Origin of the sequence: Streptomyces sp. NPDC048111 (assembly GCF_043202815.1) — a bacterium.
Taxonomy (GTDB): Bacteria; Actinomycetota; Actinomycetes; order Streptomycetales; family Streptomycetaceae; genus Streptomyces.
The window spans coordinates 97,229-112,072 of record NZ_JBIDBD010000012.1 but is presented as its reverse complement, the minus strand read 5'-3'; the positions used below and the strand labels follow the sequence as shown (position 1 = coordinate 112,072).

Annotated in this window: 12 protein-coding genes and 1 pseudogene; 7 read left to right on the top strand and 6 right to left on the bottom strand. The window is 72.7% G+C overall.

Annotation, left to right across the window (positions count from 1 at the left end):
• Nucleotides 1-282 precede the first annotated feature (282 nt).
• Nucleotides 283-966: a glycerophosphodiester phosphodiesterase gene (locus ACGF3I_RS20660; RefSeq protein WP_393134009.1), complete on the top strand. Its 684-nt coding sequence runs from the start codon at nt 283-285 to the stop codon at nt 964-966.
• A 94-nt stretch (nt 967-1,060) separates the two neighbouring features.
• Here ACGF3I_RS20660 and ACGF3I_RS20655 read toward each other — a convergent pair whose 3' ends face one another.
• From ACGF3I_RS20655 to ACGF3I_RS20640, 4 genes and pseudogenes are all read right to left on the bottom strand, one after another.
• A complete protein-coding gene (locus tag ACGF3I_RS20655; RefSeq protein ID WP_393134007.1) occupies nt 1,061-1,618 on the bottom strand; it encodes a hypothetical protein in 558 nt (185 codons plus the stop codon).
• Between the two features lie 136 nt (nt 1,619-1,754).
• Nucleotides 1,755-2,180, bottom strand: a pseudogene (locus tag ACGF3I_RS20650) (DUF6308 family protein); the annotation flags it as partial.
• 49 nt (nt 2,181-2,229) lie between these two features.
• Nucleotides 2,230-3,426, bottom strand: a complete 1,197-nt coding sequence (locus ACGF3I_RS20645; protein WP_393134005.1) for a spermidine/putrescine ABC transporter substrate-binding protein — start codon at nt 3,424-3,426, stop codon at nt 2,230-2,232.
• Nucleotides 3,427-3,623: 197 nt separating this feature from the next.
• Entirely contained in the window at nt 3,624-5,063 is a 1,440-nt protein-coding gene (locus tag ACGF3I_RS20640) for a gamma-aminobutyraldehyde dehydrogenase (protein WP_393134003.1), read from the bottom strand.
• Between the two features lie 180 nt (nt 5,064-5,243).
• On the opposite strand from ACGF3I_RS20640, the gene ACGF3I_RS20635 reads away from it, so the two are divergent.
• The 6 genes from ACGF3I_RS20635 (at nt 5,244) to ACGF3I_RS20610 (ending at nt 11,423) form a co-directional block, all read left to right on the top strand.
• Nucleotides 5,244-5,735: an Lrp/AsnC family transcriptional regulator gene (locus ACGF3I_RS20635; protein WP_189764099.1), complete on the top strand. Its 492-nt coding sequence runs from the start codon at nt 5,244-5,246 to the stop codon at nt 5,733-5,735.
• A complete protein-coding gene (locus ACGF3I_RS20630; RefSeq protein ID WP_393134001.1) occupies nt 5,720-7,099 on the top strand; it encodes an aspartate aminotransferase family protein in 1,380 nt (459 codons plus the stop codon). Before ACGF3I_RS20635 ends, ACGF3I_RS20630 begins: the two co-directional genes overlap by 16 nt.
• A 179-nt stretch (nt 7,100-7,278) precedes the next feature.
• Nucleotides 7,279-8,025, top strand: a complete 747-nt coding sequence (locus tag ACGF3I_RS20625) for an ABC transporter ATP-binding protein (protein ID WP_393133999.1) — start codon at nt 7,279-7,281, stop codon at nt 8,023-8,025.
• Complete coding sequence (locus ACGF3I_RS20620; RefSeq protein WP_393133997.1) at nt 8,007-9,167, top strand: hypothetical protein; 1,161 nt, start codon at nt 8,007-8,009, stop codon at nt 9,165-9,167. The genes ACGF3I_RS20625 and ACGF3I_RS20620 overlap by 19 nt, the downstream gene beginning before the upstream one ends.
• 71 nt (nt 9,168-9,238) lie before the next feature.
• Nucleotides 9,239-10,360, top strand: a complete 1,122-nt coding sequence (locus ACGF3I_RS20615) for an LOG family protein (RefSeq protein WP_393133995.1) — start codon at nt 9,239-9,241, stop codon at nt 10,358-10,360.
• Between the two features lie 154 nt (nt 10,361-10,514).
• On the top strand, nt 10,515-11,423 hold the full coding sequence (locus tag ACGF3I_RS20610) for a hypothetical protein (protein ID WP_393133993.1): 909 nt from the start codon (nt 10,515-10,517) through the stop codon (nt 11,421-11,423).
• Nucleotides 11,424-12,143: 720 nt separating this feature from the next.
• Here the strand turns inward: ACGF3I_RS20610 and ACGF3I_RS20605 are convergent.
• Together ACGF3I_RS20605 and ACGF3I_RS20600 are read right to left on the bottom strand one after the other, a co-directional pair.
• Nucleotides 12,144-13,163: an ABC transporter ATP-binding protein gene (locus ACGF3I_RS20605; protein WP_393133991.1), complete on the bottom strand. Its 1,020-nt coding sequence runs from the start codon at nt 13,161-13,163 to the stop codon at nt 12,144-12,146.
• On the bottom strand, nt 13,163-14,776 hold the full coding sequence (locus ACGF3I_RS20600) for an ABC transporter permease (protein ID WP_393134140.1): 1,614 nt from the start codon (nt 14,774-14,776) through the stop codon (nt 13,163-13,165). Before ACGF3I_RS20600 ends, ACGF3I_RS20605 begins: the two co-directional genes overlap by 1 nt.
• Nucleotides 14,777-14,844 lie beyond the last annotated feature (68 nt).

Below are 14,844 nucleotides of genomic sequence, written 5' to 3'. Positions count from 1 at the left end.
CCCGCGCCCCGGGAGCCCGCGTCCCGGGGGCCCGCGGGATGGTCGCCCCTGACGAGCCCGCGGCGGGGTGAGCCATCCGCTGACGGACGTGCAGACCCGGAGCCCGCGCCCGGGCGGCCCGTGCCCCCGGCCGGTCGGCCCGCACCCCGGTCGCCCGCATCACCCGACCCCTCCTGCATCACGCACCCCCGCCCGGGGGGGGCTTCCCCGCCCGGAGGGGGCTTCCCGCTCGGACCGTCCGCCCGGCTGGCCGCCCCTTCCTGTGCTCAGCACAATGACCCCATGCGCACCGTGACAGCCGTGGCCCACCGCGGCGACCCGTACCGCGTCCGCGAGAACACGCTCCCCTCCATCGCCTCGGCCTGGGAGCGGGGCGCGGACGCGGTCGAGATCGACGTTCGCACGACCCGCGACGGCGTGCCGGTGCTGCTGCACGACGAGACGCTGAAACGGCTGTGGGACTTCGACCGGCCGATCGCGGAGCTGCCGTACGAGGAGGTCCGCGAGGTGACCGGGGGCGGGGTCCCCACGCTGCGCCAGGCCCTGATCGCGGCAGGCGCGCACCGGGTGCTGGTCGACCTGCCCGGCGCCGACGAGAGGGCGGTCCGCGCGATGGTGACCACGGTCCGCGAGTGCGGGGCCGTCGAGCGGGTGTACTACTGCGCGGGCCCGGTCAACGCGCTGCGCCTGCGCGCGGCCGACCCGGCCGCCGAGATCGCCCTGAACTGGACGAAGCCCGGCCTGCCACGCCCCTCCCTGGTCGAGGCCCTGAAGCCGCGCTGGCTCAACTACCGCTTCGGCCTGCTGAGTTCACAGCTGGTGGAGCAGGTGCACCGGGAGGGCCTGCTGGTCTCGGCGTGGACCGCGGACACGGCCCGCACCCAGCGCCGCCTCGTCGCCCACGGCGTGGACGCGATCACCACCAACCGCCTGGACACCCTGCTGGGCGCACTGGCCAGGAGCTGACCCCCCTGGACACCAGGCCCGCCCGGAACCAGGCTTCGCCCGCCCGGAACCCAGGCCCCGCCCGCCCGGAGCCGATGCCCGCCCGCCGCGGAGTTCAGGCCCCGCTCCCCAGAGCACCAGGCACCCCAACCACCTCAGCCGCACCCGTCACCCACCCGTCACCCATCCCCTCCAACACCTTGATCTTGCGCCGCACGACAGCCAGCGGAATCACACCAACCACCCCGAAGGACATGTCGATCACCGACCACCACAGGGGGATCCCCCTGACGGGCCCGCAGATCAGCGCGAGCGGAATGACCCCGGCGCACGCGATCATCGCGAACTCGACGACCCAGATGTTGCGGACGGGATCACGCAGGACCCCGTAGAAGGCCACGGCGATGACGAGGTGGGCGAAGGCCAGCCAGTCGGTCCCGTAGAGCAGGAACGGGTAGTCGGCATCGGCGGAGTCGAGCCCGCCCCGCACCCGGTCGATCCAGGCACTCAACCCCGGCAACCAGTCGCCCAGCGGGGTCGCGCGCAACAGGGACTGCGTCCAGCGCAGCTCGTGCACCAGAGGGAAGGCCGTGAGCCCGCTCAACACGAGACACACGACGAACACGACAACCCACACGCGGATACGGCGCACCAGGGCGCTTCGCTCGCTCATACCCGCAGCGTACGCCCCCATTGAACGCGTTCAAAACGAACAAGGAGCTGGTAGCGCGCGGGGGTTGCCCGTCAACGGTATGAGCCGGCGATCCGTCGCTCAGGTCGGCGGTATCGGCGTCGACCATGTCGACGTCACGCGGCACCCGACCGAGCAGCCCGGTCAACTGGACACCGAGGTCGCCTTCCAGAAGGTCGAGCGCCGTCCGCGCCGGGATCCTGACCGACAGGGTCTGTAGCGCCACCAGATCATCGGCGGTCACCGTGTCCGCGACGGCCGGGCGATCCCCTCCCCCGGCGAGATGCTCGAAGCGGCTCCCGTCGTAGGCGCGCGCATCGCTCCGACTCCCGGTGCCGAAGTAGAGCTGGAGGTCCGTCACCGCAGAGGCGGACGAGATGAGGTCATGCACCCGCGCAACGACGCCATCCGCACCCTCGCCCCCTGAGCACCAGGGGGCAAACGGTAGACCTCCGGGGCCAGGCCGGTCCCCGCTACGGACACATTCGCCGCTCGGCCGCGGACGGGGCGGCCGAACTCGCCGATCCCCCTGCGCACCGGGCATCAACCCACCCCGCCCAAGGGCCACCTGGCACCCAAGCCCCCCCAACCCCCTACAACCCCACAATCCCATTCCACCGCTTGGCGAACCCCACCCGCTCCTCCGACGTGATGTCCCGGGCGATCGCCAGGCGGCCGCGCATCGTGGTGTCGGGGAAGATCAGGGGGTTTTCGGCGAGTTCGGCCTCGTCCTTGTTCTTCGAGGAGGCCAGCACCTCGCGGGCCGCGGGGACGGGGCAGACGTAGTTGACCGAGGCGGCCAGTTCGGCGGCCACCTGGGGGTCGTAGTAGTAGTCGATCAGGGCCTCGGCGTTTGCCTTGTGGCGGGCCAGGTTGGGGATCAGCAGCGACTCCGCCCACAGCTCCGCGCCCTCCTCGGGCACCACGAACTCGATGTCGGGGTTGTCGGCCTGGAGCTGGAAGACGTCCCCGCTGTAGGCCTGGCAGGCCAGGACGTCGCCCTTGTTGAGGTCGCTGGTGTAGTCGTTGCCGGTGAAGCGGCGGATCTGCCGCCGGGCGACCTGCTTCTCCACCTGGTCGCACATGCGGTGGAAGTCGTCCGCGTTCCAGCGGGTGATGTCCACGCCGTTGCCCTGCATCAGGAGCGCGAACGACTCGTCGAGGCCGGAGAAGAGGGTCACCTTGCCGGCCAGGCGCGGGTCCCACAGGTCGCTGACCTGCTTCAGCTCGCGGCCGAGCTTCTTGCGGTTGTACGCGATGCCGGTGATCCCGGACTGCCACGGGACGCTGTGCAGACGGCCGTTGTCGAAGGCCGGTGTGCGCAGCTGGGGGTCGAGGTGGCGGGTGACGTTGGGCTGCTTGGCGCGGTCCATCTCCTGCACCCAGCCGAGCCGGACGAAGCGCGCGGCCATCCAGTCGCTGATGACCATCAGGTCGCGGCCGGTCTCCTGGTGGTTCATCAGCGCGGGGCTGATCTTCCCGAAGAACTCGTCGTTGTCGTTGATCTCCTCGGTGTAGGTGACGGAGATCCCGGTGGTTTTGGTGAAGGCGTCCAGGGTGGGCCGGCGGGAGGCGTCGTCGTCGTCGACGTCTATGTACAGCGGCCAGTTGGCGAAGGTCAGGGACTTGTCGGCGGCCGAGCGGTCGCGCCCGGAGCGTTCGCCCGGCTCGACGTACGCCGCGGGGACCCCGCAGCCGGCCAGCGCCGCCAGCGCGGCGCCGCCGCCGAGGGCGCGCAGCAGGCTGCGGCGGGGGAACGGGCTGCTGGCGCGGGGCGCGGTCGGTGGCATGCCCGCAGGATGCCCGCCCGGGCCCGCTCCCTTCAATGGACGCCGCGTCCAGCCCTCACCCCCAGGCCAGACACCCTGTCGGGCCGGACACCCCGCCGGGGGCGCGCGGGCAGCGAAAAGGGGCGGGGGATCAACTCCCCCGCCCCTGCCCGTCGTTCAGACCTCGGCCCGGACCCGCAAGCCTCGGCCCGGACCGTTCAGCCCTCGATGGACGTCATCACGTGCTTGATGCGGGTGTAGTCCTCGAAGCCGTACGCGGAGAGGTCCTTGCCGTAGCCGGACTTCTTGAACCCGCCGTGCGGCATCTCGGCGACCAGCGGGATGTGGGTGTTGATCCACACGCAGCCGAAGTCGAGGTTCTTGGACATCCGCATGGCGCGGGCGTGGTCCTTGGTCCACACCGAGGAGGCCAGCGCGTACTCGACGCCGTTCGCGTACTCCAGGGCCTGGGCCTCGTCGGTGAAGGACTGGACGGTGATGACCGGCCCGAACACCTCGTTCTGGATGATCTCGTCGTCCTGCTTGAGGCCGGAGACGACGGTCGGGGCGTAGAAGTAGCCCTTGTCACCGACCCGGTGGCCGCCGGCCTCGACCTTGGCGTGGGCCGGGAGGCGGTCGATGAATCCGGAGACCTGCTTGAGCTGGTTGGCGTTGTTGAGCGGGCCGTACAGCACGTCCGCGTCGTCCGGCTGCCCGGTCTTGGTGTCGGCGGCGGCCTTGGCGAGGGCGGTCACGAACTCGTCGTGGATCGACTCGTGGACCAGCACGCGGGTGGCGGCCGTGCAGTCCTGGCCGGCGTTGAAGTAGCCGGCGACCGCGATGTCCTCGACGGCCTTGGCGAGGTCGGCGTCCTCGAAGACGACGACCGGGGCCTTGCCGCCCAGCTCCAGGTGGACGCGCTTGACGTCCTTGGACGCCGACTCGGCGACCTGCATGCCGGCCCGTACCGAACCGGTGATGGAGGCCATGGCCGGGGTCCTGTGCTCGACCATCGCGCGGCCGGTGTCGCGGTCGCCGCAGACGACGTTGAAGACGCCCTTGGGCACGATCGCGCCGATGATCTCGGCGATCAGGACGGTCGAGGCGGGGGTGGTGTCCGACGGCTTGAGGACGACCGTGTTGCCCGCGGCGAGCGCCGGGGCGAACTTCCACACGGCCATCATCATCGGGTAGTTCCACGGCGCGACCTGGGCGCAGACGCCGACCGGCTCGCGGCGCACGATGGACGTCAGTCCCTCCATGTACTCGCCGGCGCTGCGGCCTTCGAGCAGGCGGGCCGCGCCCGCGAAGAAGCGGATCTGGTCCACCATCGGCGGCACTTCTTCGGTGCGGGTGAGCTCGATGGGCTTGCCGGTGTTCTCCGACTCGGCGGCGATGAGCTCCTCGGCGCGCTCCTCGAAGGCGTCCGCGATCTTGAGCAGGACCTTCTGGCGCTCGGCGGGGGTGGTGTCGCGCCAGGCCGGGAAGGCCGCGGCGGCGGCGGCCATCGCGGCGTCGACGTCCGCCTGGCCGGAGAGCGGCGAGGTCGCGTACGCCTGGCCCGTGGCCGGGTTGACCACCTCGATGGTCCGCCCGTCGGCGGCATCGCGGAACTCTCCGTCGATGTAGTTGCGCAAACGACGCAGTTCGGTGGTCACTTCGCTGGCCTCCCGGTCCGATGTCCGATGGGTGAGACACCCCACCCTAGTCGGTGTGGTGACGCTTTCGACAGACCCAACCCCCGGGAACTTCGGATTCAGTTCTCTGGAGGTCACGGAACAACGAATTTCATCGCCTTGGGGTTGCGGCACGGACCGAGTCGGGTGCACAGTGGCTCCGTGGCCAGCCGAAGCACAGACCCCAGGATCGGGAACGGATCGTCCCCCTCCATCGACGCCGTCTCCCTGGCGATCATCGAGCAGCTCCAGGAGGACGGTCGCCGTCCGTACGCCGCCATCGGCAAGGCCGTGGGCCTGTCCGAGGCGGCCGTGCGCCAGCGCGTCCAGAAGCTGCTCGACCAGGGCGTGATGCAGATCGTCGCCGTCACCGACCCGCTCACCGTGGGGTTCCGGCGCCAGGCGATGGTCGGGATCCGCGTCGAGGGAGACCTCGACCCGGTGGCGGAGGCCCTGACGGCCATGGCCGAGTGCGAGTACGTGGTGATGACCGCGGGCTCCTTCGACCTGATGGTGGAGGTCGTCTGCGAGGACGACGACCACCTTCTCGAAGTGATCAACAAGAGGATCCGCGCCCTCCCCGGCGTGCGCTCCACCGAGAGCTTCGTCTATCTCAAGCTGAAGAAGCAGACCTATATGTGGGGAACCCGATAGCCGTGAGCAAGGACCTCAGCCAGACCGCCTACGACCACCTGTGGATGCACTTCACCCGCATGTCGTCGTACGAGAACGCGCCCGTTCCCACCATCGTCCGTGGCGAGGGCACCTACATCTTCGACGACAAGGGCAAGAAGTACCTGGACGGCCTGTCGGGCCTGTTCGTCGTCAACGCCGGCCACGGCCGTCACGAGCTCGCCGAGACCGCCTACAAGCAGGCCCAGGAACTGGCCTTCTTCCCGGTGTGGTCCTACGCCCACCCCAAGGCCGTCGAGCTCGCCGAGCGCCTCGCGAACTACGCGCCGGGCGACCTCAACAAGGTCTTCTTCACCACCGGTGGCGGCGAGGCCGTCGAGACCGCGTGGAAGCTGGCGAAGCAGTACCACAAGCTCACCGGCAACCACACGAAGTACAAGGTCATCTCGCGCGCGGTCGCCTACCACGGCACCCCGCAGGGCGCCCTGTCCATCACCGGTCTGCCCGCCCTGAAGGCGCCCTTCGAGCCGCTGGTCCCCGGCGCGCACAAGGTGCCCAACACCAACATCTACCGCGCCCCGATCCACGGCGAGGACCCGGTGGCCTTCGGCCGCTGGGCCGCCGACCAGATCGAGCAGGAGATCCTCTTCGAGGGCCCCGAGACGGTGGCCGCCGTCTTCCTCGAGCCGGTGCAGAACGCGGGCGGCTGCTTCCCGCCCCCGCCCGGCTACTTCCAGCGGGTGCGCGAGATCTGCGACAAGTACGACGTGCTGCTCGTCTCCGACGAGGTCATCTGCGCCTTCGGCCGCCTCGGCACGATGTTCGCCTGTGACAAGTTCGACTACGTCCCGGACATGATCACCTGCGCCAAGGGCATGACCTCGGGCTACTCCCCGATCGGCGCCTGCATCATCTCGGACAGGCTGGCCGAGCCGTTCTACAAGGGCGACAACACCTTCCTGCACGGCTACACCTTCGGCGGCCACCCGGTCTCCGCCGCGGTGGGCCTGGCCAACCTCGACATCTTCGAGAAGGAAGGCCTCAACCAGCACGTGCTCGACAACGAGGGCGCCTTCTTCGACACCCTCAAGAAGCTGCACGACCTGCCGATCGTCGGCGACGTCCGCGGCAACGGCTTCTTCTACGGCATCGAGCTGGTCAAGGACAAGGCCACCAAGGAGACGTTCAACGACGAGGAGACGGAGCGCGTCCTGTACGGCTTCCTCTCCAAGGCGCTGTACGACAACGGCCTGTACTGCCGGGCCGACGACCGCGGCGACCCGGTCGTCCAGCTCGCTCCGCCGCTGATCTCCGACCAGTCGACCTTCGACGAGATCGAGGGCGTGCTGCGGCAGGTCCTGACGGAGGCCTGGACCAAGCTCTGACCGTCCGCGCCCCCGTCCACGGCCCGGCCCGCGCCCATCCGAGTGAGATGGGAGCGGCCGGGCCGCGTGCTGTCATGGCAGCCACACCCCAGTGCCTAGCGTGCCCAGTGACCGATCGGCCCTGCCTTCGTTCCCCCGTACGGGGAGCAGGAAATCTGATCTGAACCGAGGTGTGCACCATGGTGGCTCCGCCGGACAACGACGTGCTGTGGGCGCGTTCCCTGCACCACTCCCACAGCGGCTCGCCCGCCCTGACCGGGGTCGGCGTGGAGGTCCGCGAGGGCGAGATCCTCGCCGTGGGCGGCCCGCGCGGCGCGGGCAAGACGACCCTGCTGCGCTGTCTCTCCGGCGCCCTCGTGCCGGACGAGGGCGAGGTCTGGTTCAACAGCGGGCCCGTGCACACCCTGGGCGCGGTGGCCCGTGAGCGGCTGCGGCGCGACCGGTTCGGCTGGATCGACCCCGAGCCCACCCTGGTGCCCGAGCTGAGCGCGTGGGAGAACGCGGCGCTGCCGCTGCTCCTGCGCGGGGTCCCGCAGCGGGCCGCCAAGAAGACCGCCTTCGAGTGGCTGGAGCGGCTCGACATCGACTCCTGCGCCAAGAAGCGCCCGCACGCCCTGCTCCAGGCGCAGCGCCAGCGGGTGGCGATCGTGCGCGCCCTGATCACCGAGCCCGCGGTGCTGTTCGCGGACGAGCCGACCGCCACCCTGCACCGCGCGGACGCGGCCCAGGTACTGCGCACCCTGCTCACCGCGGTGCGCTCGCACCGCATCACCACGCTCATCGCCACCCATGACACGGACGTCGCCGAGCTGGCCGACCGCACGGTGGTCCTCATTGACGGCCGCCGCGTGACCGCCGCCAACTCCCGTGCGGACAACGGCACTTCGGATGCGGAGGGTATCGCCGCGTGCTCGCTCTCCGTCTAGCCCGCGGCACCCATCCCCTGGTCCTGCTGCGCCGCCTGCTGGTGTCCGCCGCGTCCGCCGGGGTGGGCTTCCTGCTGCTGTGCACCCTCGGGTACGCGGTCGGCCATCCCGGCGCCTCGGTGCTGCGGCTGCTGTGGTGCGCGGTGCCGCTGGCGGCGACCGTGCACTTCGCGGTCGCGGTGGCCCGCACCGATCCGAGCACCCGGCCGCGGCCCGGGCTCTCCGCGGTCGGCCTCGGCCCCGCCCGGCTCGCCGCGATCGCCGCCGCGTCCACGGCGGTGACCTGCACGCTCGGCTCGGCCATCGCGCTCCTGGTCTATCTGCACCTGCGCGGCGACCTCAACGGACTGCCCTTCGACGGCGCCGCGGCCGGCCTGCTCGCGGCCGACCAGCCGATGCCGCTGGCGGGCGCGCTGACCCTGCTGGCCGTGCTGCCGGTGACCGCGTCCGTCGCGGCCGGCCTCGCCCTGCGCCCGCACCCGCCCCGCTCCGGCGGGGCGAGCGACCCGGTGCACCCCGAGGAGCCCGCGGCGACGCCGAGCGGCCTGCCGTGGGGCTTCGCGCTGGTCGCGGCCGGCCTCGCCGTCGAGACGTACGCGAGCCGGGGCGGCCAGGGGGCCGCCTTCCCGATGCCGGGCCACCCCGAGGGGACCCCGGCCGGAGTGCTCGGCGGCTGGGCGCTGGCCGCGCTCGGCCTCGCCCTCGCGGGACCCGCCCTCGCCCACTTCGCGGGGCGGCTGCTCCAGCTGGCCCGCCCGGGGGCGGCCCGGCTGCTCGCGGGCCGGGTCCTGATGGCGGAGGCCCGCCGCATCGGGCGCCCGCTGGGAGTGGTGGGCGCGGTGGCCTGCGGGGGCATCGCCGCGGCCACCCTGTACGGCGACCGGGCGGGAGCGCATCCCTTCGGCCCGCTGACCGGGCTCGGCGCGGCGCTGGTGATGAGCTGCACGGTCGCCACCCTGCTGACCGCGGCCCTGGAATCACGCCACGCCCGCGCCGACACCACGGCCGCCCTGCTCTCGCTCGGCACCCCGGTGAGCCTGCTGCGCGCCGCGGCGTGGCTGCGGGCGGCGGCCCTGCTCGTGGTCTTCGTCCCGCTGACGGTGACGATCGCGGAGCTGGCGGCGCTGCCGCTGCGCGGCTGAGCACGAGCGCGGCCGCGGGGCCGGACCGGGCCGTTCGCGGACCCGTTCGGCGCAACGCCTAGCATGGCGGGGTGCCGGACGACGAGACGAAGTTCCCCGCGGGCAGCGACATCGAGATCGAGTCGCTCGCCGAGTTCGACGACGTGACCGCGCGCGGCCCGCTGGCCGGATTCCGGCTCCAGTCGGTCGACCTGACGGACCGTACGTCCATCCTGCTCGCCACCGACACCGCGGGAGCCGTCTTCCTCGGCTGCGCGATGACGCCCGAGGCGGCGGCCAAGGTGGGCGCGGACGGCGCGCTGGTCTTCCCGCCCGTGCCGCATCTGCCCTTCGACCCCTACCGGGGCGGCCTCTACTCCCCCGCCGAGCTCTTCGCGGGTCTCGCCGAGGGGTACGAGCGGACCCCGGACGCCCTGTCGTACGCCTGGTTCCAGCGGACCAAGGCGGACGGCGACGTCTTCTCCTCGATGCTGCGCTCCATCCACGACGACGCGATCTCGGACGCGCTCGACGAACTGCTCGTCGGGGCGCGGGTGGTGGGCGTGATGGGCGGCCACGCGATGGCCCGCGGCACGGACGAGTACGCGGGGGCCGCCGAGCTCGGCCGCACGCTGGCCCGCGCCGGGTTCACGGTGGCCACCGGTGGCGGCCCGGGCGCGATGGAGGCCGCGAACCTCGGGGCGTACGCGGCGCCCTTCGACGACGCGATGCTGGCAGCGTCCCTCCAACTCCTGGCCGAGGAGCCCTCGTTCAGGCCGTCGGTGTCCGCGTGGGCCCGCGCAGCCTTCGAGGTGCGTACGAAGTGGCCGCGCGGCGGCACGTCCGTGGGGATCCCCACCTGGTTCTACGGTCATGAGCCGCCGAACGCGTTCGCGGGCGCCATCGCCAAGTACTTCGCCAACGCCACCCGCGAGGACGGGCTGCTCGCCCGCTCCAACGCCGGCGTCGTCTTCCTGCCGGGGGCGGCCGGCACCGTCCAGGAGATCTTCGACAACGCGACGCCGAACTACTACGAGTCGCGGGGGACGCCGACGCCGATGGTGCTGGTGGACCGGGCGCACTGGACGGAGCACCTGCCGACCTGGCCGCTGCTGCGGGCCCTGGCGGGCGACCGGGCGATGGCGCGGCGGATCGCGCTGGTGGACTCGGTGTCCGAGGCGCCGGAGGCGCTGGCCCGGATGTCGTCCGGCTGAGGGGGCCGGGGCGGGGTCGGGTGCAGAAAGGGGCGGGTGCAGAAAGGGTCGGGGGCAGAAAGGGGCGGCCCTCAGGCAACTCCCAAGGACGAGTAAACGTCTGGTAAAGCGGAGTGGGGTGAACGGGTTGCCCCCGCCATGAACGGAGTCACCTGTGCTGCTCGGTCTGCTGACCGCCATCGCCGCCTCGGTCTGTTACGGCACGGGCTCGGTCCTGCAAGCCGTCGGGTCCCGCAGGGCCGCCCGCCTCGACGCGGCCGACGCCGACCGCACCCAGCACGGCGGGCCGAGTCTGTCCTCGACCGCCAAGGCGGCGATGACGTGGGAGTTCATCGTCGGTACCGTCCTCGACTTCGTCGGGTTCGGGCTCGGCGCGCTCGCCGCACGGATGCTTCCCCTCTTCCTCTCCCAGACGGTGATCAGCGCGAACCTCGTGATCACGGCGGTGCTCAGCGTCAAGCTCCTGGGCATCCGGCTGAGCCGTGCGGAGTGGACGTCGATCGGGGTGGTCTGCTCGGCGCTGGTGCTGCTCGCCTCGGCGGCGGGGCACGAGGGGAGCGGGCACACCGGGGTGGCCACGCACTGGTGGCTCCTGGTCGTCTCGCTCGTCCTGATGGCCGGGGGCACAGTGGTCGTACGGGTCCTGGGCGCCGGCGCCGCGATCCTGGCCGGGCTGCTCTCGGGCCTCGGCTTCGGCGCGCTCGGGGTCGGCGTGCGCATCCTGAACGGCATCGACCCCTTCGACCTCGGCGCGCTCCTGGGCGACCCCGCGCTGTACGCGATCCTGGTCGCCGGGGTCGGCGGCATGTACCTGCACACGGTGGCGCTGCAGATCGGCTCGGTGAACGGGGCGACGGCGGCGCTGGTGGTGGGCGAGACGGTGCTGCCGGGGGCGATCGGGGTGCTGTGGCTCGGCGACGCGTCGCGGGCGGGGCTGGGGTGGATGGCAGTGCTGGGGTTCGGCCTCGCGGTGGGGGGTGCGGTGGCGGTTGCCTGGTTCGGCTCCGCGGAGGGGGTTGAGGCTGGGCGGCGCTCTGCCCCGGAGCCCCTGGGGGTGCGCTAGCCGCGCGGGGTGTCCTGGGCCCCGGGGGGTTCGCCCACCCGCCCGCCCGTGCAGGGGGTTGGAGGGTGCCTGGCCCTGGGGCTGCGCCCCAAACCCCCCGGAGGTTGCCCACCCACCCGCCCGTGCAGCGGATTGCATCGGCTGAGCCCTGGGGCTCCGCCCCAGACCCCGAGGGGTTTGCCCACCCGCCCACCCGTACAGGGGGTCGGACAGGCCCGGCCCCTGGGGCTGCGCCCCAGACCCCCCGAGGGGTTTGCCCACCCACCCGCCCGTGCAGCGGGTCGGATAGGCCCGGCCCCTGGGGCTGCGCCCCAGACCCCCTGAGGGGCTCCACCCCTCGAACCCCGGCGGGGGCTGCGCCCCCTGCACCCCCCATCGCGCCTGAACGGCGCTCGTCCTCAAACGCCGGACAGGCTGAGGATGCGCATGCTGGCCAGCACCGAACAGTTAAGGGGCGCGGGGAACTGCGCAAGCCAGGCCGCACACGACATACGGGCCAGCACCCGTCCCGCCAGGGGCGCGAGGAACTGCGCGAGAAGCGACCACGGCCCGCAGACGGCCGAGGGGTTAGGGGCGCGAGGAACTGCGCGACAAGCGGGCACGGGCTGCGCGCGAGCGGCGGGTCAAGGGGCGCGGGGAACTGCGCACACCCCGGGCCCGCCCAGCACCCCCAAGGGCGCGGGGAGCTGGTGCTCGCGGGCGGGGCCGGGGCCGGGGGGCTCACTCCGGTGGGAGCAGCGCCACGCCCCGGGCCGAGAACCCCACCCCCACCACCTCCCCCACCCCGGGCGCCCCCCCGAACTCACACTCCGCCTCCAGCAACGGCCCCACCTCCGGGCGCAGTTGGAGGGACACGTGGCTGCCCCGGAACGTACGGGCCAGGACCTCGCACGGCAGGCCGTCGGCTTCGGGCAGCAGCCGTACCCCGGACGGGCGCACCAGCACCTGCGCCGCCCCCTGGATGCCGCCGGCGACCGGGATCTTGCCCCAGGGGGTGTCGGCCGTCTCCCCGGACACCGTCGCGGGCACCACGTTCTCGAAGCCGAGGAAGCGGGCCACGAAGGCCGAGGCGGGGTGCTGCCAGACGTCCAGGGGCGTGCCGCTCTGCGCGATGCGGCCGTCGCGCATCACCACGACCCGGTCGGCCAGCGCGAACGCCTCGCCCTGGTCGTGCGTCACGGCGAGCACGGTGGTGCCCAACCGGCCGAACAGGGAACGCAGTTCGACCACCAGGCGCTCGCGCAGGGTGCGGTCGAGCTGGCCCAGCGGCTCGTCCAGCATCAGGAGGCGGGGCGAGGGGGCGAGGGCCCGGGCGAGGGCGACGCGCTGCTGTTCGCCGCCGGACAGGGCCGCCACCGCGCGCGGCCCGGCGCCGGGCAGTCCGACCAGGTCGAGCAACTCCGCCACGCGCTCGGCCTGTTCACCCCGGGAGGCGCCGCGCATGCGCAGGCCGAACGCCACGTTGCCGGCGACGTCGCGCTGCGGGAAGAGCTGGTGGTCCTGGAACATCAGGCCGAGCCCGCGCTGGTGCACGGGCACGCCGCTCTGGTCGGCTCCGTCCAGCAACACCCGTCCGCCGTCCAGGGGTTGGAGCCCGGCGACGGCCCGCAGCAGGGTGGACTTGCCGCTGCCGCTGGGGCCGAGCACGCACACCGTCTCGTGGTCGGCGACCTCCAGGTCGACCGCGTCGAGCGCGGTGCGCCGGGCGAACCGTACGGTCGCTCCGTCGAGTCGCAGCATCAGAACTCCCCGCTCCGGTCGGTGCGCAGGCGTTCCAGGACGAGCAGGGACACCGCGCACACCACCATCAAAATCGTGCTGAGGGCCATCGCCTGGCCGTAGTTGAGGTCGCCGGCCCGGCCGAGCAGGCGGGCCACCGCGACGGGCAGCGTCGGGCGGTCGGGCCGGGCGATGAAGACGGTCGCGCCGAATTCGCCGAGCGAGACGGCGAACGCGAAGCCGGCCGCGACCAGCAGGGCCCGCCGCACCAGCGGCAGGTCGACCTCGCGCCAGGCCCGCCACGGGGAGGCACCGAGCACGGCCGCCGCTTCGCGCAGCCGTCCGTCCACCGCGCGCAGCACCGGCAGCATGATCCGTACGACGAAGGGCGTGCCGACCAGGGCCTGGGCCAGCGGCACCAGGATCCAGGAGGTCCTGAGGTCGAGCGGCGGCTCGTCCAGGGTGATCAGGAAGCCGAAGCCGACGGTGACGGCGGAGACGCCGAGCGGCAGCATCAGCAGGGCGTCGAAGCCGCGCATGAGCCGGCCGCTGCCGCGCCGGGCGAGGGCCGCCGCGGCGAGGCCGCCGACCAGGAGCGCGATGGCGGTGGCGGCGAGGGCGTACTGGAGGGAGTTGCCGATGGCCTCGATGGGCGGCACCAGGAAGCTGCCGTTGTCCCCGGCGTCCTGGAGGGCGCGGTAGTAGCCGAGCCCGTAGCCGTCGGGGGTGTCGAGGGAGCGCTGGACCAGGACGCCGAGGGGCAGCAGGATCAGCACCGCGACGACGGCGAGGACCGAGCCGAGCAGGGTGCGCTGCGCCGCGGTGCGCGGGCGGTGCGCGGTGTGCGCCGGGTCGACGAGCTTGAGGGCGCTCTCGCGGCGGCGCACCGTCCGGGCGTGCACGGCGAGGATCGCGCCGACCGCGGCGAACTGCACCATCGTCAGGACGGCGGCGGTCGGCAGGTCGAGGAGTTCGGCGGTCTGGCGGTAGACCTCGACCTCCAGGGTGGAGAACGCGGGGCCGCCGAGGATCTGGACGACGCCGAAGGAGGTGAAGGTGAAGAGGAAGACCATGAGGGCGGCGGCGGCGACCGCGGGGCCGAGCGCGGGCAGCGTCACCCGGCGCCAGGCGGCGAGGCGGGAGGCGCCGAGGACGCGGGCGGCCTCCTCCTGGCGCGGGTCGAGCTGGGACCACAGGCCGCCGACGGTGCGCACCACCACGGCGTAGTTGAAGAAGACGTGCGCGAGCAGGATCGCCCACACCGTGGTGTCCAGGCGTACGCCCCACAGCTGGTCGAGCAGTCCGCCGCGGCCGAGCAGCGCGAGGAAGGCGGTGCCGACGACAACGGTCGGCAGCACGAACGGCACGGTGACCACGGCCCGCAGGAGCTGCTTGCCGGGAAAGTCCAGGCGGGCGAAGACATAGGCGCCGGGCAGCGCGAGGGCCAGGGTGAGCCCCGTGGAGGCGAGCGCCTGCCAGGTGGTGAACCACAGGACGTGCCCGATGTCCGGGTCGGTGAGCACCTCGCCGACGCGGCCGAACTGCCAGGCGCCGTCCGCCTTCAGCCCGCGGCCGACGATGGCGGCCACGGGCCAGGCGAAGAACACGGCGAAGAAGGCGAGCGGCAGGGCCATCAGGCCGAGCCGCACCGCGGTCGCCCGCGGCGCGCGGCGCCGTCCGCCGCCCGCCCGCTCCTCCTGTG

Coding starts and splice junctions, on each gene's coding strand:
- ACGF3I_RS20655 (WP_393134007.1), bottom strand. CDS start 1,618: ATGAGCGAGCGAAGCGCCCTGGTGCGCCGTATCCGCGTGTGGGTTGTC.
- ACGF3I_RS20600 (WP_393134140.1), bottom strand. CDS start 14,776: ATGGCCCTGCCGCTCGCCTTCTTCGCCGTGTTCTTCGCCTGGCCCGTG.
- ACGF3I_RS20645 (WP_393134005.1), bottom strand. CDS start 3,426: ATGCCACCGACCGCGCCCCGCGCCAGCAGCCCGTTCCCCCGCCGCAGC.
- ACGF3I_RS20660 (WP_393134009.1), top strand. CDS start 283: ATGCGCACCGTGACAGCCGTGGCCCACCGCGGCGACCCGTACCGCGTC.
- ACGF3I_RS20605 (WP_393133991.1), bottom strand. CDS start 13,163: ATGCTGCGACTCGACGGAGCGACCGTACGGTTCGCCCGGCGCACCGCG.
- ACGF3I_RS20625 (WP_393133999.1), top strand. CDS start 7,279: ATGGTGGCTCCGCCGGACAACGACGTGCTGTGGGCGCGTTCCCTGCAC.